Here is a 20,210-nt window from a genome sequence, read left to right as displayed (position 1 = left end):
TTGCTTAGGGTAAAACCCGGAGACTAAAAGGGAGGTAGGCCCCTTGATCGATGTAAATAATTTTGAGTTTATGAAAATAGGTTTAGCTTCACCTGATAAGATTCGTTCGTGGTCATTTGGTGAGGTGAAGAAGCCGGAAACAATTAACTATCGTACGTTAAAGCCAGAAAAAGATGGCTTGTTCTGCGAAAGAATTTTTGGTCCACAAAAAGACTGGGAATGTCATTGTGGTAAATATAAGCGAGTTCGCTACAAAGGTGTTGTCTGTGACCGATGTGGTGTAGAAGTAACAAAAGCAAAAGTTCGTCGTGAGCGTATGGGGCATATAGAGTTAGCTGCCCCTGTCTCTCATATTTGGTATTTTAAAGGTATCCCAAGTCGAATGGGTCTCGTATTAGATATGTCCCCAAGAGCATTAGAGGAAGTTATCTATTTTGCTGCTTACATTGTGACTGACTCAGGAGATACTGCCTTAGAGAAAAAGCAATTATTGTCGGAAAAGGAATATAGAGCATACCGTGATAAGTATGGCCAATCATTCCAAGCTCAAATGGGAGCAGAGGCAATCAAGAAGCTTTTACATGATATTGATCTTGAGAAAGAAGTAGAGTTGTTGAGAGAAGAACTAAAGACTGCTCAAGGTCAACGTAGAACTCGTGCAATAAAACGTCTAGAAGTACTTGAAGCATTCCGTAACTCTGGTAATGCCCCTTCTTGGATGATTTTAGACGTCTTACCGATCATTCCACCAGAATTAAGACCAATGGTGCAATTAGATGGTGGACGCTTTGCAACATCTGACTTAAACGATTTATATCGTCGTGTTATTAACCGTAACAATCGTTTGAAAAGATTATTAGACTTAGGTGCGCCAAGCATTATCGTTCAAAACGAAAAACGTATGCTACAAGAGGCAGTAGATGCGTTAATAGATAACGGACGTCGTGGTCGCCCTGTAACTGGTCCGGGGAACCGTCCATTAAAGTCTTTATCACATATGTTAAAAGGGAAACAAGGTCGTTTCCGTCAAAACTTACTTGGTAAACGTGTAGATTACTCAGGTCGTTCGGTAATCGTTGTTGGACCTCACTTGAAAATGTATCAGTGTGGTTTACCAAAAGAGATGGCTGTCGAGTTATTCAAACCGTTTATCATGAAAGAGCTAGTTGAAAAAGGTTTAGCACACAACATTAAATCCGCTAAACGTAAAATTGAAAGACTACATCCAGAAGTTTGGGATGTTTTAGAAGAAGTAATTGAAGAGCATCCAGTTCTGTTAAACCGTGCTCCAACGCTTCACAGATTAGGTATTCAAGCATTTGAACCTACTCTAGTAGAGGGTCGAGCAATCCGTTTACACCCTCTAGTATGTACAGCGTATAACGCAGACTTTGATGGAGACCAAATGGCTGTTCACGTTCCGCTTTCTGCAGAAGCGCAAGCAGAAGCTCGTATTTTAATGTTAGCGGCGCAAAACATTCTAAACCCTAAGGATGGTAAGCCTGTAGTTACACCATCACAGGATATGGTATTAGGAAACTATTACTTAACGATGGAACGAAAAGATGCTGTCGGAGAAGGTATGGTTTTCAAAGATTTAAATGAGGCAGTAATTGCATATCAAAGTGGCTATGTTCACTTGCATACAAGAATTGCCGTTCAAGCTTCGAATCTAGGTAAAGAAAACTTTACCGATGAACAAATGGGGCAATTGTTACTAACGACTGTTGGTAAGTTAATTTTTAACGATATGTTACCAAAGTCATTCCCATACATGAACGAACCAACGCAAGAAAACCTTGAGGTGCGTACACCTGAGAAGTATTTCATTGAAAAAGGAACAAATGTAAAAGAAGCTTTTGCAGAACGCGAAACTATTTTACCTTTCAAGAAAGGAATCTTAGGAGATATCATTGCAGAGGTGTTTAAACGCTTCAAAATCAGTGAAACATCAAAAATGTTAGACCGTATGAAAGATCTAGGGTTTAAATACTCTACAAAAGCCGGTATAACTGTTGGTGTATCTGATATCGTTGTATTAGCCGAGAAACAAGAAATCTTAGAAGAGGCGCAGGAAAAAGTAGATAAAGTATTAAAGCAGTTCCGTCGTGGTCTAATCACGGATGAGGAGCGCTATGATCGTGTTATCTCTATCTGGTCTCAAGCAAAAGATGTTATTCAAGAAAAATTAATGAAAACACTTAATCCTAGAAACCCAATCTTCATGATGAGTGATTCGGGTGCTCGTGGTAACGCATCTAACTTTACGCAGCTTGCAGGTATGCGTGGTCTAATGGCCAACCCGGCTGGTAGAATTATTGAATTACCGATCAAATCAAGTTTCCGTGAAGGTTTAACAGTTCTAGAGTACTTTATTTCAACGCACGGTGCGCGTAAAGGTCTTGCCGATACGGCCCTTAAAACGGCTGACTCAGGTTACTTGACTCGTCGTTTAGTAGACGTAGCGCAAGATGTTATTATTCGTGAAGAAGACTGTGGTACAGATCGTGGCTTAACTGTTCAAGCAATTACAGAAGGCACAGAAATGATTGAACCATTAATCGATCGTCTAATAGGTCGTACTGCATTCCAATCTGTACGTCATCCAGAGTCTGATGAAGTGCTTGTAAGTAAAAATGAGGTAATTACAGAAGATATCGCGAAACAGATTGTTGAATCTGGTATTGAAAAAGTCTTGATTCGAACTGTCTTTACATGTAATACCAAACATGGTTCATGTAAAAAATGTTATGGCCGTAACCTAGCGACTGGTGAAGAAGTCGAAGTTGGGGAAGCGGTTGGTATTATCGCAGCTCAATCTATCGGTGAGCCAGGTACACAGCTTACAATGCGTACATTCCACACTGGTGGGGTTGCAGGTAGTGATATTACCCAAGGTCTACCACGTATCCAAGAGATTTTTGAGGCGCGTAATCCGAAAGGGCAAGCGGTTATCTCAGAAATTAAAGGGATCGTGCAAGACATCAATGAAGTTAAAGATAAGCAAGAGGTTGTCATCCAAGGTGATGTGGAAAACAGATCTTATACAGCTCCATATGGTGCGCGTATTAAAGTGAATATCGGTGACCATATCGTTGCGGGGCAAGCTCTAACAGAAGGTTCAATTGATCCGAAAGAACTTCTGAAAATCCAAGGTATTGATGGCGTTCAATCCTACTTGCTAAAAGAAGTACAGAAAGTTTATCGTATGCAAGGGGTTGAAATTGGAGATAAGCACGTCGAAGTTATGGTAAGACAAATGCTTCGTAAAGTGCGTGTTTCCGATGCTGGAGATACAGAAGTACTACCTGGTTCTCTACTTGAAATCCATCAGTTCAGAGAAGCTAACAGAAGAGTATTGCATGATGGAGAACAACCAGCTACTGCAAGACCAGTCTTGCTTGGTATTACAAAAGCTTCTCTTGAGACAGATTCATTCTTATCTGCTGCATCATTCCAGGAGACAACACGTGTGTTAACGGATGCTGCAATTAAAGGTAAACGTGATGAGTTACTTGGATTGAAAGAGAATGTAATTATTGGTAAGCTCGTTCCTGCTGGGACAGGTATGCAAAAATACCGTAAAATCACAGCAGAAACAGAAGAAGTGATTGAGCCGGTAACGGAAGATTCATTTACCGAAGAAATAACCTATTAAATTTATATAGTTTAAACAAGGTGAAAGTTAGGAAGTACCTTGAATCTCACAAATGAATAATAGAGAAACTATAATTTTATGTTGACTTTAAAATTATAGGATGATACTATATTCAAGGTGCTTCCGTTAATCTTGTTGCTTTGGAGGATATAAGATGTCTTATGAAAAAGTGGCACAGGTGAAAAATGGTTTGATCATTGGAACCAAACAAACGATAAAAGCCATTAAGAATGGCGAAGCAAATGAAGTGGTTATTGCTGACGATGCTGATCAGCATATAACTAGTAAGGTGTCGCGTCTTGCAGCAGAAATGAATATCCCGTGTGTCCGAGTTGATTCTATGAAAAGACTTGGTAAAGCATGTGGCATAGATGTAGGTACAGCGACGGTGGCGATAAAGCGATAAAGTTTTGGTGGATGACATATTCATGAAAACTTTGTTTTTTGCTTAAATATGAACCACCTGGATATGTGGTATTACATTTTTATTACTGAAAGGAGGAAAAAACATGCCTACAATTAATCAGTTAGTACGTAAAGGCCGTGTGAGTAAAGGTAGAAAATCTGACTCACCAGCACTTAACAAAGGATACAATAGCTTTAAAAAATCTCTAACTAACCAATCATCTCCGCAAAAACGTGGTGTTTGTACACGTGTTGGTACATTAACTCCAAAGAAACCAAACTCTGCATTGCGTAAATATGCGCGTGTGCGTTTGACTAATGGAATTGAGGTAACAGCTTATATCCCGGGAATTGGACACAACCTACAAGAGCACAGTGTTGTTCTAATCCGTGGAGGACGTGTAAAAGACTTACCAGGTGTGCGTTACCACATCGTTCGTGGTGCACTTGATACAGCCGGTGTTGAAGGACGTGCGCAAGGACGTTCTAAATACGGTACAAAAAGACCGAAAAAATAATAAAACTGTTTCATAAAACAACGAAAAGGAAGGAGGGGGACATATGCCACGTAAAGGACCAGTAGCAAAACGTGATGTCTTACCAGATCCGTTACACAATTCTAAGCTTGTAACTCGTCTAATCAATCAAATTATGGTTGATGGACAAAGAGGAAAAGCACAAAAAATACTTTATTCAGCATTCGAACTTGTTAAAGAACGCAGTGGTCAAGAACCAATGGAGGTTTTTGAACAAGCAATGAAGAACGTAATGCCAGTATTAGAAGTTCGTGCTCGCCGTGTTGGTGGTTCAAACTACCAAGTACCAGTAGAGGTACGCCCAGAGCGTCGTCAAGCATTAGGCCTACGTTACATTGTTAACTATTCACGTCTTCGTGGAGAAAAAACAATGGAAGAGCGTTTAGCAAATGAAATTCTAGATGCTTCAAATAATACAGGTGCAGCAGTTAAGAAAAGAGAAGATATGCACAAAATGGCAGAAGCGAACAAAGCGTTTGCTCATTACCGTTGGTAATAAGAAAAGCACAGGCTTCTTGCTAAAGTTTAAGTTGAACCTCGGGCGTGACATTCCTGTTGCATCGAGGATTGGCTTAACCTACATATCGTAGGCTACACATTAGTTAGAAGTCGTTTACGTTTATTATTATCAAACAACTAAACTTACTAATAGGAAGGAGAAATATGCATGCCTAGAGAATTCTCCTTGGAAAAGACACGTAATATCGGAATCATGGCACACATTGATGCTGGTAAAACGACAGCAACCGAGCGTATTCTTTTCTATACAGGACGTATCCATAAAATTGGAGAAACACACGAAGGTGCTTCACAAATGGACTGGATGGAGCAAGAGCAAGAACGTGGTATTACAATCACGTCTGCTGCAACAACAGCTCAATGGAAAGGTCACCGCATTAACATCATTGACACACCAGGACACGTGGACTTCACTGTTGAGGTAGAACGTTCGCTGCGTGTACTTGATGGTTCTGTAGCTGTACTTGATGCGCAATCTGGTGTTGAACCACAAACAGAAACTGTTTGGCGTCAAGCTACAACTTATGGTGTACCACGTATCGTGTTCGTTAACAAAATGGATAAAATCGGTGCAGACTTCTTGTACTCTGTTGGTACATTAGGAGACCGTTTAGGTGCAAATGCGCACCCGGTACAACTTCCAATTGGTGCGGAAGATGATTTCGAAGGAATTATTGACCTGATCACAATGGAAGCATTCTTTTACTTGGATGACTTAGGAACTCGTGCAGAAGCACGTCCTATTCCTGATGATATGAAAGATCAAGCAGAAGAGTACAGAACTAATCTAATAGAAGCTGTAGCTGAGTTTGATGAAGAATTAATGATGAAATATTTAGAGGGTGAAGAGATTTCTAATGATGAGTTAAAGGCTGCTGTACGTCATGCAACTTTAACAGTAGAATTCTACCCTGTATTCTGTGGTTCTGCATTTAAAAACAAAGGTGTTCAGCTATTAATCGATGGTGTTATCGATTACCTACCAGCACCAACTGATGTACCTCCAATTGAAGGTACAATTCCAGATACAGAAGAAAAAGTAACACGTAAGTCATCTGACGAAGAGCCTTTCTCAGCTTTAGCATTTAAAGTTGCGACAGATCCATTCGTTGGTAAGTTAACATTCTTCCGTGTGTACTCTGGTACATTAAAAGCTGGTTCATATGTTAAAAACTCAACGAAAGACAAACGTGAACGTGTAGGTCGTATCCTACAAATGCACGCAAACTCTCGTGAGGAAATTTCTGAAGTTTATGCTGGCGATATCGCTGGTGCTGTAGGTTTAAAAGATACTAGTACTGGTGACACTCTATGTGACGAGAAAAACCTAGTTATCCTTGAATCTATGGAATTCCCTGAACCAGTTATTTCTGTAGCTATCGAACCTAAGTCAAAAGCAGACCAAGATAAAATGTCTGTAGCATTAGGTAAACTAGCAGAAGAAGATCCAACATTCAAAACAGAAACAAACCCAGAAACTGGCCAAACGATTATCTCAGGTATGGGTGAACTTCACCTAGATATCATCGTTGACCGTATGAGACGTGAATTTAAAGTGGAAGCTAACGTAGGTGCTCCACAAGTATCTTACCGTGAAACATTCCGTGGTTCTGCGGAAGTGGAAGGTAAATTCGTACGTCAATCAGGTGGTCGTGGACAATTCGGACACGTTTGGATTAAATTTGAACCAAACGAAGAAGGTGCTGGATTTGAATTTGTTAACGCGGTTGTCGGTGGTGTTGTACCAAGAGAATACATCCCATCTGTAGAAGCCGGTGTTAAAGAAGCGATGCAAAATGGTGTAATCGCAGGTTATCCACTAGTTGACGTGAAAGCAACATTATATGATGGAAGCTATCACGATGTTGACTCAAACGAAATGGCGTTTAAAGTTGCTGCGTCTATGGCGCTTAAAGCAGCTAAAAACAAATGTAACCCAGTTCTACTTGAACCAATGATGAAAGTAGAAGTTGTTATCCCTGAAGAATATATGGGTGATATCATGGGTGACGTAACATCTCGTCGTGGACGCGTAGAAGGTATGGAAGCACGTGGAACTGCACAAGTTGTTAAAGCTTTTGTACCACTAGCTGAAATGTTCGGTTACGCAACTGCTCTACGTTCTAACACACAAGGACGTGGAACTTACACAATGCACTTTGATCACTATGAAGAGACTCCAAAGAGCATTACTGAAGAAATTATTAAGAAAAATGCAGGTGAATAATTGATTTTTTCACCATTCTAAAGTATAACTTGTATTGTAAGCTTAGAAACAATATGATTATATCGCTTCTAAGCTGAAGATACATTTAAATAATAAAAAACTTTTACTTAACTGAAGGAGGAAATATAAATGGGTAAAGCAAAATTTGACCGTTCCAAGGACCACGTTAATATTGGTACAATTGGACACGTTGACCATGGTAAAACAACTTTAACTGCTGCAATCACAACTGTACTTTTCAACAAGTATGGTATCGGTGAAGCGCGTGCATATGATCAAATCGATGGTGCACCAGAAGAAAGAGAGCGTGGAATCACAATCTCTACTGCACACGTTGAGTATGAAACTGACAACCGTCACTATGCACACGTTGACTGCCCAGGACACGCTGACTATGTTAAAAACATGATCACTGGTGCTGCACAAATGGACGGAGCGATTCTAGTAGTATCAGCTGCTGACGGTCCAATGCCACAAACTCGTGAGCACATCCTATTATCACGTCAAGTAGGTGTACCTGCAATCGTAGTATTCCTAAACAAATGTGATATGGTTGATGACGAAGAACTTCTTGAGCTAGTTGAAATGGAAGTTCGTGACCTTCTTTCTGAGTACGACTTCCCAGGTGATGACGTACCAGTAGTTAAAGGTTCTGCTCTTAAAGCGCTTGAAGGCGAAGAGCAATATGTAAATGCAATCTATGAACTAATGGATGCAGTTGATGAGTATATCCCAAGACCAGATCGTGACACTGAAAAGCCATTCATGATGCCAGTTGAGGACGTATTCTCAATCACTGGTCGTGGTACTGTTGCTACTGGACGTGTTGAGCGTGGAGTAGTTAAAGTTGGGGACGAAATCGACATCATCGGTTTCACTGAAGCTCCTAAGAAAACAGTTATTACAGGTGTTGAAATGTTCCGTAAACTTCTTGACTATGCAGAAGCTGGTGACAACATCGGTGCACTACTTCGTGGTGTATCACGTGATGACATCAACCGTGGACAAGTTCTTGCTAAGCCAGGAACAATCACTCCACACACAAAGTTCAAAGCAGAAGTTTATGTTCTATCTAAAGAAGAAGGTGGACGTCACACTCCATTCTTCGGTAACTACCGTCCTCAGTTCTACTTCCGTACAACTGACGTAACTGGTGTAGTTAACCTTCCTGAAGGTGTAGAAATGGTTATGCCTGGAGATAACGTTGAAATGACAGTAGATCTTATCTCTCCAATCGCGATCGAAGACGGAACTAAGTTCTCTATTCGTGAAGGTGGACGTACAGTAGGCGCTGGCGTTGTTGCTACAATCGTTGAATAATTAAAAAGTAAAACAGGTAACGATAAAATCGTTGCCTGTTTTTTTGTGTTCAATAAATTCTTTAAAGCAGAATTGATATAAAGTGTGAAGTTATTTTCGAAACGCATTTGTTGAATTAAGATTAACGCGTCAGGGAGCGACTCAGAAATAACGCGATAGAAAGAGGAGGGATCGAACGCTTCAGAGGGTGCACGCAGAATTAGCGTGTTAGAAAGAGATGGATTCGAACGCGTCAGAGATTGCACAAAGAATTAACGTGTTAGAAAGAGATGAATTCGAACGCGTCAGAGATTGCACCCAGAATTAACGTGTTAGAAAGAGGTGGATTCAAACGCGTCAGAGATTGCACAAAGAATTAACGTGTTAGAAAGAGGTGGATTCGAACGCGTCAGGGAATGCACCCAGAATTAACGTGTTAGAAAGAGATGGATTCGAACGCGTCAGAGATTGCACCCAGAATTAACGCGTTAGAAAATAGAGCTTTCGAACGCGTTAGAGTTAATTCTAAAGAAACTTGTTCAATTACACTCGATTATTGCAGTAATAATAGCTTAGTTAACTACGAAAGATAGTTAACGAATCATCACGTATTAGAAAGCTTAGCAATTCACCATTATTCCTCTAAATCATCTAACCTTGGTTTAAACAACAATAGATTTGTGTATTCTTATAGAAGGAAACAGTTCATCTATTATGATACGTATTCAGGTTGTTAAACAATAGAACTAACGCAAAGTTGGGCACATGGTAAAAACCAACACATAGAATAAATGGTAAAATAAGAAAACACCTATAATAGGTTGAAATAGTACAACTGTTTCTTGTATAATAGCAAAAGTGCGATAAATATTTTTATTCAATGAAAATTATGGTTGCATTGATCACAGTTATTCTATATAATGAGTAATGTTGGTCATAAAACAGGCGATGATGCGGAAGGTTGTTGGCACACCCGGCCCCTTTGCCATGGCGAGGGTGTCAAGGAATTTTCGCGGAGAATGTCTATTATAAAATGGGCGATAAAGGAGGGAAAGTAATGGCAAAAGAGAAAATAAGAATTCGTTTAAAAGCATATGATCACAGAATCCTAGATCAGTCTGCAGAAAAGATTGTAGATACAGCGAAACGTTCAGGTGCGAGTGTATCGGGTCCAATCCCACTTCCAACTGAAAAATCTATCTATACAATCCTACGTGCGGTACACAAATACAAAGATTCTCGTGAGCAATTTGAGATGCGCACACACAAACGTCTAATTGACATTGTGAGCCCTACACCACAAACAGTTGATTCGTTAATGCGTTTGGACTTACCATCTGGTGTAGATATAGAAATAAAACTATAATTATAAATTAACACTCTAGGAGGTGTAACGGATGACGAAAGGAATCTTAGGACGTAAAGTCGGCATGACTCAGCTTTTCTCAGAAGAAGGCGAGTTAATCCCAGTAACAGTAATCGAAGCTGAACCTAACGTAGTTCTTCAAAAAAGAACGTTAGACAACGATGGTTATGAAGCGATCCAATTAGGTTTTGCTGATCTTAAGGAATCGCGTTCAAATAAGCCTGAACAAGGCCATGCTGCAAAAGCGAACACAAAAGCTAAGCGCTTCGTTCGTGAAATCCGTAACGCTAATCTTGATGAATATGAATTAGGTCAAGAAATAAGCGTAGAGGTATTTCAAGCAGGAGATGTAATTGACGTAACAGGAACTTCAAAAGGTAAAGGTTTCCAGGGTTCTATCAAGCGTCACAACCAATCACGTGGACCAATGAGTCACGGTTCTCGTTACCATAGAAGACCAGGTTCAATGGGTGTTATTGACCCAATGCGTGTATTCAAAGGTAAAAACCTACCAGGACAAATGGGTGGAGAACAAATCACTATCCAAAACCTAGAAGTAGTAAAAGTCGATACAGAACGTAACCTTTTACTTATCAAAGGTAATGTACCTGGAGCGAAGAAATCATTCGTTAAAATTACGAGTGCAGTAAAGGCTAACTAATCACAATTCGAAGGGAGGATATGTCATGCCTAAAGTAGCACTATTTAACCAAAGCGGATCGCAAGTAGGCGATGTAGAATTAAATGATGCTGTATTTGGTATCGAGCCAAATGAGCATGTATTACATGATGCGGTAGTTATGCAACGCGCTTCATTACGTCAAGGAACACACGCTGTAAAAGGTCGTTCTGAAGTACGTGGAGGCGGTCGTAAACCATGGCGCCAAAAAGGTACTGGACGCGCACGTCAAGGTTCTATTCGTTCACCTCAGTGGGTAGGCGGTGGAACAGTGTTTGGTCCAACACCACGCAGCTATAGCTATAAACTACCTAAGAAAGTTCGTAGATTAGCTCTTAAATCTGCTTTATCTTCAAAAGTGCAAGAAGAAAGCATCTATGTTCTTGAAGCATTAGCTTTCGATGCGCCGAAAACAAAGCAAGTTGTTAATCTATTAGCTTCATTAAAGGTAGAAGAAAAAGCGGTAATCGTTACTGCTGATAAAGATGAGGTAGTAATGCGTTCTGCAAACAACCTACCTAACGTAAAGGTATTAACAGTAAGTGAAGTAAATGTACTAGACTTGCTTACGCATGACAAGTTGATCTTGACAAAAGATGCAGCTGAAAAAGCAGGGGAGGTGCTTGCATAATGAAAGATCCTCGTGATATTATTAAGCGCCCAGTTATTACAGAACATTCTGCTGACTTAATGGCAGAAAAGAAGTACACTTTCGAAGTAAGTACGAAAGCAAACAAAACTGAAATCAAAAACGCTGTTGAAACAATCTTCGGTGTTAAAGTAGAGCAAGTAAATACTTTAAACAAAAAAGGTAAATTCAAACGTATGGGTAGATATGGCGGTTTCCGCGCAGATCGCAAAAAAGCGATTGTAAAACTATCTGAAGACAGCAAAGAGCTAGAGTTCTTTGAAGGTGTTTAAATAAAAAATTGATTTATGAAGGAGGGAAAACAGATGGCGATTAAGAAGTATAAACCAACTTCTAATGGTAGACGTGGTATGTCAGTTTCTGATTTTGCTGAAATCACAACTGATCAACCAGAAAAATCCCTACTTGCTCCGTTAAGTAAACGTGGCGGTCGTAACAATCAGGGTAAATTAACTGTTCGTCATCAAGGCGGTGGACACAAACGTAAGTATCGTATCATCGATTTCAAACGTGACAAAGATGGAATACCAGGACGCGTTGCTACAATCGAATACGATCCAAACCGCACAGCTAACATTGCGCTAATCAACTATGCAGATGGTGAAAAGCGTTATATCTTAGCACCAAAAGGATTACAAGTAGGTACTGAAATTATTTCTGGTGAAAATGCAGACATCAAATTAGGTAATGCACTTCCACTTGCAAGTATTCCAGTAGGTACAATCATCCACAACATCGAATTAAAACCAGGACGCGGTGGACAATTAGCTCGTTCAGCTGGTTCTCAAGCTCAAATCCTAGGTCGTGAAGATAAATACGTTCTAGTTCGTCTATCATCTGGAGAGGTACGTTTAGTTCTTGGAACTTGCCGTGCTACTGTAGGTCAAGTAGGTAACTTGGAACATGAATTAATCAACGTTGGTAAAGCAGGACGTTCACGTTGGATGGGTAAACGCCCGACTGTTCGTGGTTCTGTAATGAACCCTAACGATCACCCACACGGTGGTGGTGAAGGACGCGCTCCAATCGGACGTAAATCACCAATGTCACCTTGGGGTAAACCGACACTTGGTTACAAAACACGTAAACGTAATAAATCAACTGATAAATTTATTGTACGTAAACGTAAAAAATAACGGGGTTGAACGACGGGGATATAAGCCCGTCTGACAATCGCGAAGGGAGGCTTATGTATGGGTCGTAGTTTGAAAAAAGGACCTTTCGCAGATGACCATTTGATGAAGAAAGTTGAAAAGTTGAACGAAGATAACAAAAAACAAGTTGTTAAAACTTGGTCTCGTCGTTCTACAATTTTCCCTCACTTTGTTGGTCACACTATCGCTGTATATGATGGTCGTAAACACGTACCAGTATATGTTACGGAAGATATGGTAGGACATAAACTAGGTGAATTCGCGCCAACCCGAACGTATAAAGGGCACGCAGGCGATGACAAGAAAACAAAACGCTAAATGAGAGGAGGCACTCTTGATGCAAGCTAAAGCTGTTGCAAAATCTGTTCGTATAGCTCCTCGTAAAGTTCGTTTGGTAATAGATTTAATTCGAGGAAAAAATGTAGGAGAAGCAATTGCGATATTAAAGCACACACAACGTGGTGCATCGCCAGTTGTTGAAAAATTACTAAATTCTGCTATCGCGAATGCAGAGCACAATTATGAAATGAATACAGATAACTTGTATATATCCGAAGCATTTGTGAACGAAGGTATCACAATGAAACGTTTCCGTCCACGTGCGATGGGTCGTGCAAGCCAAATTAATAAAAGAACTAGCCACATTACTGTGGTTGTATCAGAAAAGAAGGAGGGATAATCTGTGGGTCAAAAAGTTAATCCAATAGGACTTCGTGTTGGCGTTATCCGTGATTGGGAATCAAAATGGTACGCTGGCAAAGACTATGCAGACTTATTGCATGAAGATATCAAGATCCGTGAATACATCGAGCAACGTTTAAAAGATGCCGCTGTTTCTAAGATCGAAATCGAACGTGCAGCTAACCGTGTGAATATCTCTATCTCAACAGCTAAACCAGGTATGGTAATCGGTAAAGGTGGATCTGAAGTAGAAGCGCTTCGTAAATCTCTAAATGCCCTAACAGGTAAGAGAATTCACATTAATATCGTAGAAGTTAAGAAAGCTGATATTGATGCTAAATTAGTAGCTGAAAATATCGCTCGTCAATTAGAAAACCGTGTTTCATTCCGTCGTGCACAGAAACAAACAATTCAACGTGCAATGCGCGCTGGAGCAAAAGGTATTCGTACACAAGTATCAGGTCGTCTAGGTGGCGCTGATATCGCTCGTGCTGAACATTATAGTGAAGGAACTGTACCACTACACACATTGCGTGCAGATATCGATTACGGTACTGCTGAAGCAGACACTACTTACGGTAAACTTGGTGTTAAAGTGTGGATCTATCGTGGAGAAGTCCTTCCAACTAAAAACAAAAAGTAAGGAAGGGGGCACGCATTATGTTAATGCCTAAACGTGTAAAACATCGTAAGCAACATCGTGGAAAAATGAATGGTAAAGCTAAAGGTGGAACTACAATAGCTTTTGGTGAATATGGATTACAAGCGGTTGAAGCTTCTTGGATTACTAGTCGTCAAATTGAGGCTGCTCGTATTGCAATGACACGTTATATGAAACGTGGTGGTAAAGTTTGGATCAAAATCTTCCCAGACAAACCATATACAGCTAAGCCTCTAGAAGTTCGTATGGGTTCCGGTAAAGGTGCTCCAGAAGGATGGGTAGCAGTTGTAAAACCAGGCAAAATTATGTTTGAAATCGCAGGAGTTTCTGAAGAAGTAGCACGTGAAGCTTTACGTCTAGCTTCTCATAAATTACCGGTTAAAACTAAATTTGTAAAACGCGAAGAAATTGGTGGTGAAATCAATGAAGGCTAATGAAATTAGAGAACTAACCACTGCCGAAATTGAACAAAAAGTTAAAGCATTAAAAGAAGAACTATTCAACTTGCGTTTCCAGTTAGCTACAGGTCAATTGGAAAACACGGCACGTCTTCGTGAAGTTCGCAAATCAATTGCACGCATGAAAACTGTTGTTCGTGAAAGAGAATTAAGCGTAAATAACTGATAACGAGAGGAGGTTACCCTCAAAATGAGTGAGCGTAATAATCGTAAGGTTTACACTGGTCGTGTAGTATCTGACAAGATGGACAAAACCATCACAGTATTAGTTGAGACGTATAAATTCCATAAGCTTTATGGAAAACGTGTTAAGTATTCAAAGAAGTTCAAAACACATGATGAAAACAACCAAGCTAAAACTGGTGATATCGTTCGTATCATGGAAACTCGTCCGCTATCAGCAACGAAGCGTTTCCGTTTAGTTGAAGTTGTAGAAGAAGCTGTTATTATTTAACTAAGTTCGGTCGGAAGGATTCCGAAGGGAGGTAACACAGTATGATTCAACAAGAGTCTCGTTTAAAAGTTGCAGACAACTCTGGTGCTCGTGAAGTACTAACTATTAAAGTACTTGGTGGATCTGGTCGTAAGACTGCAAATATTGGTGACGTAATCGTTTGTACGGTGAAAGAAGCAACACCTGGAGGCGTTGTCAAAAAAGGTGAGGTTGTAAGAGCTGTAATCGTACGTACGAAAAGTGGTATGAGAAGAAAAGACGGTTCATACATCAAGTTTGACGAAAATGCTGCTGTAATTGTACGTGAAGATAAAAGCCCAAGAGGTACTCGTATCTTTGGACCGGTTGCACGTGAATTACGTGATGCGAAGTTTATGAAAATCGTATCTCTAGCTCCAGAAGTACTATAAAGCTCGTAATGATAAGCCTTGTAAGGAGGTGCGCATAGCATGCATGTAAAAAAAGGTGATAAAGTAAAGGTGTTATCTGGTAAAGATAAAGGCAAAGAAGGTACAGTATTAGCTGCTTACCCGAAGAAAGAACGTGTTCTTGTTGAAGGTGTTAACGTTGTGAAAAAACACGCGAAACCATCACAAGAAAACCCACAAGGTGGAATTCTTAACTTTGAAGCACCTATTCATGTTTCTAATGTATTGCCGATTGATCCGAAATCTGGCGAACCAACTCGTGTTGGTTATGAAGTACGTGACGGTAAAAAAGTTCGTATCGCTAAGAAATCCGGTGAAGCGTTAGATAAATAAATTAGCGGCGAAAGGAGGGCTACTCGATGAACGAACTAAAAAATAAATATCAATCTGATATCGTTTCATCTTTAGTTGAAAAATTTAATTATAGTTCAGTTATGGAAGTTCCTAAAGTTGAAAAAATAGTAATTAACATGGGTGTTGGTGATGCAGTACAAAACTCTAAAGCACTAGATAACGCTGTAGAAGAGCTAGCTGCAATCTCTGGACAACAACCAATGGTAACAAAAGCGAAAAAATCAATTGCTGGTTTCCGTTTACGTGAAGGAATGCCAATTGGCGCGAAAGTAACCCTTCGCGGAGAGCGTATGTATGAGTTCCTACAAAAACTTGTTGATGTTTCCCTACCACGTGTACGTGACTTCCGTGGTATCTCGAAAAAAGCATTTGACGGTCGTGGAAACTACACGCTAGGTGTTAAAGAACAATTGATTTTCCCAGAAATAAATTATGATCAAGTAAGTAAAGTTCGTGGTATGGATATCGTTATTGTTACTACAGCTAATACCGACGAAGAAGCACGCGAATTGTTAACTCAACTTGGCATGCCTTTCCAAAAATAAGCGTCAGAGCTGATAAAAGGAGGGAAAATTGTGGCTAAGAAATCTATGATTGCGAAACAAAAACGTACACAAAAGTTTAAAGTACAAGAATATACACGTTGTGAACGCTGTGGTCGTCCTCATTCAGTGTTACGTAAATTTAAACTTTGCCGTATTTGTTTCCGTGAACTTGCCTATAAAGGTCAAATTCCTGGTGTTAAAAAAGCAAGCTGGTAATCCCCTATTAGGGAAGGAGGTAAATAATTATGGTTATGACAGATCCAATTGCAGATATGCTTACACGTATTCGTAATGCAAACATGGTACGCCATGAGAAGCTTGAACTTCCTGCATCAAAAGTGAAGAAAGAGATTGCTGATATTCTTAAGCGTGAAGGTTTTGTTCGCGATTATGAGTATGTAGAAGACAACAAGCAAGGTGTACTTCGCATTTTCCTTAAATACGGTGTGAATGAAGAAAGAGTAATCACTGGTTTGAAACGTATTAGTAAGCCTGGTTTGCGTGTTTACGCAAAAGCTGATGAAATACCAAAAGTATTGAACGGTTTAGGTATTGCTATCGTATCAACTTCTAAAGGTGTATTATCTGATAAAGAGGCACGTGAGCAAGCGATCGGCGGCGAAGTGCTAGCATATATTTGGTAATTTATATTGACAAGATAGGAGGTGCCCTGAATGTCTCGTATTGGTAAAAGTATTCTAGAAATCCCTGAAGGTGTTGAAATCAAATTAGATGGTAACACTGTAACAGTAAAGGGACCTAAAGGCGAACTTACTCGTAAGTTCCATGATGATATGACTATTAAAATCGAAGATAACGTTCTTACAGTTGAACGTCCAAGCGATAATAAAGAACACCGTGCCTTACACGGAACTACTCGTAGCTTAATCGGCAACATGGTAGAAGGCGTGCACAAAGGATACGAAAAAACGCTTGAAATCCAAGGTGTTGGTTACCGTGCGCAAAAACAAGGTAACAAAATTGTAATTAGTGCAGGATATTCTCACCCGGTAGAAGTAGAACAACGTGATGGTATCGAAATTGAAGTACCTGCAAACACGAAAGTAATTGTAAAAGGTATTGATAAAGAATTGGTTGGAGCAGTTGCTGCAAACATTAGAGCCATTCGTCCACCTGAGCCTTATAAAGGAAAAGGTATTCGTTATGAAGGTGAATATGTACGTCGTAAAGAAGGTAAAACAGCTAAGTAAAGCTGTTTAGTCAGGGAACAGAAAGGAGTGACCTAGATGATCACTAAGCCAGATAAAAACGTAGTGCGTAAGAAAAGACATCAACGTGTTCGTAAGAAACTTACTGGTACACCGGAACGTCCACGTCTAAACGTATTCCGTTCAAATAAACACATCTATGCACAACTTATCGATGATGTAAATAACACAACATTGGCTAGCGCTTCAACTGTAGATAAAGAAGTGAATCTTGATTCTACAAACAACCTTGAAGCAGCACAAAAAGTTGGCGAATTAATCGCTACTCGTGCGCAAGCAAATGGACACAAAAACGTGGTATTTGACCGCGGAGGATATTTATATCATGGACGTGTAAAAGCATTAGCAGATGCTGCCCGTGAGGCAGGTCTTGAATTTTAATCGTAAAAGGAGGGACATATTTTGCGTACAAACATTGACCCGAACAAATTGGATCTAGAAGAACGCGTAGTTACGATCAATCGTGTTGCTAAAGTAGTAAAAGGTGGACGTCGTTTCCGTTTCGCTGCACTTGTAGTAGTTGGAGACAAAAACGGCCATGTAGGATTTGGTACTGGTAAAGCGCAAGAGGTACCAGATGCTATTAAAAAAGCTATTGATGATGCAAAGAAAAACTTAATTAATGTACCAATCGTTGGTACGACAATTCCACACGAAATCACTGGTGGCTTCGGTGCTGGAAGCATTCTATTGAAGCCTGCATCTGAAGGTACTGGGGTAATCGCTGGTGGACCTGTTCGTGCTGTACTTGAGCTTGCTGGTGTTGGTGATATCCTTTCTAAATCATTAGGATCAAACACGCCAATTAACATGGTTCGTGCTACAATGAACGGTTTAAACGACTTAAAACGTGCAGAAGATGTAGCTAAATTACGTGGTAAATCAGTAGAAGAACTGTTAGGATAAGGGAGGGAAATCAAATGGCTAAAAAGTTAGAAATTACCCTCACACGCAGTGTTATTGGTAGATCTGAAGTTCAGAAAGCTACTGTTAAAACACTTGGTTTAAACAAAATTCGTCAATCAGTAGTCCGTGAAGATACTCCTGCTGTAAGAGGTATGATTAATAAAGTATCACATTTAGTAGCGGTCAAAGAAGTATAAAATAGTAAGTGCAAAGAGGAGGTGCTCGCATGAAACTTCATGAATTAAAGCCATCACAAGCTCGCAAAGAACGTAACCGTGTTGGTCGAGGAATGTCATCAGGTAATGGTAAGACTTCTGGACGTGGACATAAAGGTCAAAATTCTCGTTCAGGTGGAGGCGTACGCCCTGGTTTTGAAGGTGGTCAAATGCCTTTATTCCAACGTTTACCAAAACGTGGTTTTACAAACATTCACCGTACAGAATTTGCGATCGTTAATTTAGATGCTTTGAATAAATTTGAAGAAGGCACAGAAGTAACACCTGAGCTTTTAATTGAAACTGGCGTTGTAAGTAAGTTAAAAGCCGGCATTAAAGTTCTTGGCAATGGTAAAATCGAAAAGAAACTTACCGTTAAAGCTCAAAAATTCTCTGCTTCTGCTAAAGAAGCAATAGAAGCAGCGGGCGGTCAAACTGAGGTGATTTAATGTTCCGTACAATCTCCAATTTTATGCGCGTGGGTGACATTAGAAATAAAATTATCTTTACGTTATTGATGTTAATTGTCTTTCGATTAGGTACTTTTATACCAGTGCCATTTTCTGATAAAGAAGCAATTGACTTTATGAATGACCAGAGTGTGTTTGGTTTCTTAAATACATTTGGAGGCGGAGCATTGCAAAACTTCTCTATTTTTGCGATGGGGATTATGCCTTACATTACAGCGTCCATCATCATGCAATTGTTGCAGATGGATGTTGTACAAAAGTTTTCGGAGTGGAAAAAACAAGGTGAGATGGGTCGACGAAAGTTAGCTCAATTCACTAGATACGCTACGATCGTATTAGCTTTCATCCAAGCTTGTGCAATGTCTGTAGGATTCAATGCGATGACTGGTGGTCAATTAATTGAAAATCCAGGCATTGGAAAGTTTGCAGTAATTGCGCTTGTATTAACGAGCGGTACTGCATTCTTGATGTGGCTTGGTGAGCAAATTACTGCGCATGGTGTTGGAAATGGAATTTCTATTCTTATCTTCGCGGGTATTGCTGCTGCAATCCCTAATGGTGTTAATCAGTTATATGAGCAATACTTTGGTGGAAACGTTGGAGATGAACTATTCATCAATATCGTAATTGTGGCTTTGATTATCTTAGTTGTTCTTGCAGTTGTTGTTGGAGTTATCTTCATACAACAAGCATTACGTAAAATTCCTATTCAATATGCTAAAAAAGTAGTAAATCGTTCCCCAGTAGGTGGACACTCTACACATTTACCTCTAAAAGTAAATGCTGCAGGGGTTATCCCAGTTATTTTTGCAATATCATTTATTATTGCACCAAGAACTGTTGCTGGTTTCTTTGAAGGTAATGACGTAGCTGCAACAATTAATAACATTTTTGATTATACAAGACCAATAGGTATGGTAATCTATGTTGCACTTATTATTGCTTTCACATATTTCTACACATTTGTTCAAGTAAACCCTGAACAAATGGCAGAAAACCTTAAGAAACAAAATGGATATATCCCAGGGATACGACCTGGTAAAAATACGGAAACGTATCTTACTCGTGTTATGTATCGTCTAACGTTCGTTGGGTCTATCTTTCTAGCTGCTGTTTCGGTGTTACCACTTATCTTAGGTGATCTTGCAGGCTTACCTCAATCGGTACAAATCGGTGGAACTAGCTTGCTAATCGTTGTTGGTGTTGCACTACAAACGATGAAACAGTTAGAAAGTCAATTAGTTAAACGTCACTATAAAGGTTTTATTAAATAGAATTTGATATAAGCTGATAAGTAGATGATGTACGAGAGCGAGG

Annotated in this window: 28 protein-coding genes; all 28 read left to right on the top strand. The window is 39.8% G+C overall.

What is annotated here, in order from left to right; all coding sequences use genetic code 11:
- The first annotated feature begins 43 nt into the window (after nucleotides 1–43).
- The 28 genes from rpoC to secY all read left to right on the top strand — a co-directional run bounded on the left by rpoC (nucleotide 44) and on the right by secY (nucleotide 20,167).
- Nucleotides 44–3,658, top strand: a complete 3,615-nt coding sequence (gene rpoC, locus NYQ66_RS12650) for a DNA-directed RNA polymerase subunit beta' (protein WP_259870005.1) — start codon at nucleotides 44–46, stop codon at nucleotides 3,656–3,658.
- Between the two features lie 154 nt (nucleotides 3,659–3,812).
- On the top strand, nucleotides 3,813–4,064 hold the full coding sequence (locus NYQ66_RS12645; RefSeq protein WP_259870003.1) for a 50S ribosomal protein L7ae-like protein: 252 nt from the start codon (nucleotides 3,813–3,815) through the stop codon (nucleotides 4,062–4,064).
- Nucleotides 4,065–4,167: 103 nt separating this feature from the next.
- On the top strand, nucleotides 4,168–4,581 hold the full coding sequence (gene rpsL / locus NYQ66_RS12640; protein WP_259870001.1) for a 30S ribosomal protein S12: 414 nt from the start codon (nucleotides 4,168–4,170) through the stop codon (nucleotides 4,579–4,581).
- Between the two features lie 43 nt (nucleotides 4,582–4,624).
- Entirely contained in the window at nucleotides 4,625–5,095 is a 471-nt protein-coding gene (gene rpsG, locus NYQ66_RS12635; RefSeq protein WP_259869999.1) for a 30S ribosomal protein S7, read from the top strand.
- Nucleotides 5,096–5,266: 171 nt separating this feature from the next.
- Nucleotides 5,267–7,345, top strand: coding sequence for an elongation factor G (gene fusA, locus NYQ66_RS12630; protein WP_259869997.1), 2,079 nt, complete (start codon nucleotides 5,267–5,269; stop codon nucleotides 7,343–7,345).
- A gap of 129 nt (nucleotides 7,346–7,474) precedes the next feature.
- Complete coding sequence (gene tuf, locus NYQ66_RS12625) at nucleotides 7,475–8,665, top strand: elongation factor Tu (protein ID WP_259869995.1); 1,191 nt, start codon at nucleotides 7,475–7,477, stop codon at nucleotides 8,663–8,665.
- Nucleotides 8,666–9,701: 1,036 nt separating this feature from the next.
- Complete coding sequence (rpsJ, locus tag NYQ66_RS12620; protein WP_259869993.1) at nucleotides 9,702–10,010, top strand: 30S ribosomal protein S10; 309 nt, start codon at nucleotides 9,702–9,704, stop codon at nucleotides 10,008–10,010.
- Between the two features lie 31 nt (nucleotides 10,011–10,041).
- Nucleotides 10,042–10,671, top strand: coding sequence for a 50S ribosomal protein L3 (gene rplC, locus NYQ66_RS12615; RefSeq protein ID WP_259869991.1), 630 nt, complete (start codon nucleotides 10,042–10,044; stop codon nucleotides 10,669–10,671).
- A 25-nt stretch (nucleotides 10,672–10,696) separates the two neighbouring features.
- On the top strand, nucleotides 10,697–11,320 hold the full coding sequence (rplD, locus tag NYQ66_RS12610) for a 50S ribosomal protein L4 (protein WP_259869989.1): 624 nt from the start codon (nucleotides 10,697–10,699) through the stop codon (nucleotides 11,318–11,320).
- Entirely contained in the window at nucleotides 11,320–11,610 is a 291-nt protein-coding gene (rplW, locus tag NYQ66_RS12605; protein WP_259869988.1) for a 50S ribosomal protein L23, read from the top strand. Before rplD ends, rplW begins: the two co-directional genes overlap by 1 nt.
- Before the next feature lie 33 nt (nucleotides 11,611–11,643).
- Entirely contained in the window at nucleotides 11,644–12,474 is an 831-nt protein-coding gene (gene rplB / locus NYQ66_RS12600; protein ID WP_259869986.1) for a 50S ribosomal protein L2, read from the top strand.
- Nucleotides 12,475–12,531: 57 nt separating this feature from the next.
- Nucleotides 12,532–12,810: a 30S ribosomal protein S19 gene (gene rpsS, locus NYQ66_RS12595; RefSeq protein WP_259869985.1), complete on the top strand. Its 279-nt coding sequence runs from the start codon at nucleotides 12,532–12,534 to the stop codon at nucleotides 12,808–12,810.
- A gap of 19 nt (nucleotides 12,811–12,829) precedes the next feature.
- Nucleotides 12,830–13,171: a 50S ribosomal protein L22 gene (gene rplV, locus NYQ66_RS12590; protein ID WP_259869983.1), complete on the top strand. Its 342-nt coding sequence runs from the start codon at nucleotides 12,830–12,832 to the stop codon at nucleotides 13,169–13,171.
- 3 nt (nucleotides 13,172–13,174) lie between these two features.
- Nucleotides 13,175–13,816: a 30S ribosomal protein S3 gene (gene rpsC, locus NYQ66_RS12585; RefSeq protein ID WP_259869982.1), complete on the top strand. Its 642-nt coding sequence runs from the start codon at nucleotides 13,175–13,177 to the stop codon at nucleotides 13,814–13,816.
- Nucleotides 13,817–13,833: 17 nt separating this feature from the next.
- Nucleotides 13,834–14,268, top strand: a complete 435-nt coding sequence (rplP, locus tag NYQ66_RS12580) for a 50S ribosomal protein L16 (protein ID WP_259869980.1) — start codon at nucleotides 13,834–13,836, stop codon at nucleotides 14,266–14,268.
- Nucleotides 14,258–14,458 carry a 50S ribosomal protein L29 gene (gene rpmC / locus NYQ66_RS12575; protein WP_204501785.1) on the top strand — a complete coding sequence of 67 codons (201 nt, stop codon included), beginning with the start codon at nucleotides 14,258–14,260 and terminating at the stop codon, nucleotides 14,456–14,458. Before rplP ends, rpmC begins: the two co-directional genes overlap by 11 nt.
- Before the next feature lie 24 nt (nucleotides 14,459–14,482).
- Nucleotides 14,483–14,746, top strand: coding sequence for a 30S ribosomal protein S17 (gene rpsQ, locus NYQ66_RS12570; RefSeq protein WP_259869979.1), 264 nt, complete (start codon nucleotides 14,483–14,485; stop codon nucleotides 14,744–14,746).
- A 41-nt stretch (nucleotides 14,747–14,787) separates the two neighbouring features.
- Nucleotides 14,788–15,156 (top strand): 50S ribosomal protein L14, encoded by a 369-nt coding sequence (gene rplN, locus NYQ66_RS12565; protein WP_259869978.1) that lies wholly within the window; start codon nucleotides 14,788–14,790, stop codon nucleotides 15,154–15,156.
- A 39-nt stretch (nucleotides 15,157–15,195) separates the two neighbouring features.
- On the top strand, nucleotides 15,196–15,507 hold the full coding sequence (gene rplX, locus NYQ66_RS12560; protein WP_259869977.1) for a 50S ribosomal protein L24: 312 nt from the start codon (nucleotides 15,196–15,198) through the stop codon (nucleotides 15,505–15,507).
- A 26-nt stretch (nucleotides 15,508–15,533) separates the two neighbouring features.
- Nucleotides 15,534–16,073, top strand: coding sequence for a 50S ribosomal protein L5 (gene rplE, locus NYQ66_RS12555; RefSeq protein WP_259869976.1), 540 nt, complete (start codon nucleotides 15,534–15,536; stop codon nucleotides 16,071–16,073).
- Between the two features lie 30 nt (nucleotides 16,074–16,103).
- Nucleotides 16,104–16,289, top strand: a complete 186-nt coding sequence (gene rpsN, locus NYQ66_RS12550; protein WP_010285078.1) for a 30S ribosomal protein S14 — start codon at nucleotides 16,104–16,106, stop codon at nucleotides 16,287–16,289.
- Nucleotides 16,290–16,318: 29 nt separating this feature from the next.
- On the top strand, nucleotides 16,319–16,717 hold the full coding sequence (gene rpsH, locus NYQ66_RS12545) for a 30S ribosomal protein S8 (RefSeq protein ID WP_259869975.1): 399 nt from the start codon (nucleotides 16,319–16,321) through the stop codon (nucleotides 16,715–16,717).
- 30 nt (nucleotides 16,718–16,747) lie between these two features.
- The gene (gene rplF / locus NYQ66_RS12540; RefSeq protein ID WP_259869974.1) at nucleotides 16,748–17,284 is read left to right on the top strand and encodes a 50S ribosomal protein L6; all 537 of its coding nucleotides are present in this window, start codon (nucleotides 16,748–16,750) and stop codon (nucleotides 17,282–17,284) included.
- A gap of 36 nt (nucleotides 17,285–17,320) precedes the next feature.
- On the top strand, nucleotides 17,321–17,683 hold the full coding sequence (gene rplR / locus NYQ66_RS12535; RefSeq protein ID WP_259869973.1) for a 50S ribosomal protein L18: 363 nt from the start codon (nucleotides 17,321–17,323) through the stop codon (nucleotides 17,681–17,683).
- Between the two features lie 21 nt (nucleotides 17,684–17,704).
- A complete protein-coding gene (rpsE, locus tag NYQ66_RS12530) occupies nucleotides 17,705–18,208 on the top strand; it encodes a 30S ribosomal protein S5 (protein WP_259869972.1) in 504 nt (167 codons plus the stop codon).
- Nucleotides 18,209–18,222: 14 nt separating this feature from the next.
- On the top strand, nucleotides 18,223–18,405 hold the full coding sequence (gene rpmD / locus NYQ66_RS12525; protein WP_259869971.1) for a 50S ribosomal protein L30: 183 nt from the start codon (nucleotides 18,223–18,225) through the stop codon (nucleotides 18,403–18,405).
- Between the two features lie 29 nt (nucleotides 18,406–18,434).
- A complete protein-coding gene (gene rplO, locus NYQ66_RS12520) occupies nucleotides 18,435–18,872 on the top strand; it encodes a 50S ribosomal protein L15 (protein ID WP_259869969.1) in 438 nt (145 codons plus the stop codon).
- On the top strand, nucleotides 18,872–20,167 hold the full coding sequence (gene secY, locus NYQ66_RS12515; protein ID WP_259869968.1) for a preprotein translocase subunit SecY: 1,296 nt from the start codon (nucleotides 18,872–18,874) through the stop codon (nucleotides 20,165–20,167). The genes rplO and secY overlap by 1 nt, the downstream gene beginning before the upstream one ends.
- The last annotated feature ends 43 nt before the right edge of the window (nucleotides 20,168–20,210 follow it).

Source organism: Aquibacillus koreensis (genome assembly GCF_025154055.1).
In the GTDB taxonomy this organism is placed as follows: domain Bacteria; phylum Bacillota; class Bacilli; order Bacillales; family Amphibacillaceae; genus Aquibacillus_C; species Aquibacillus_C koreensis.
This window is presented reverse-complemented; position numbering and strand designations above follow the sequence as displayed.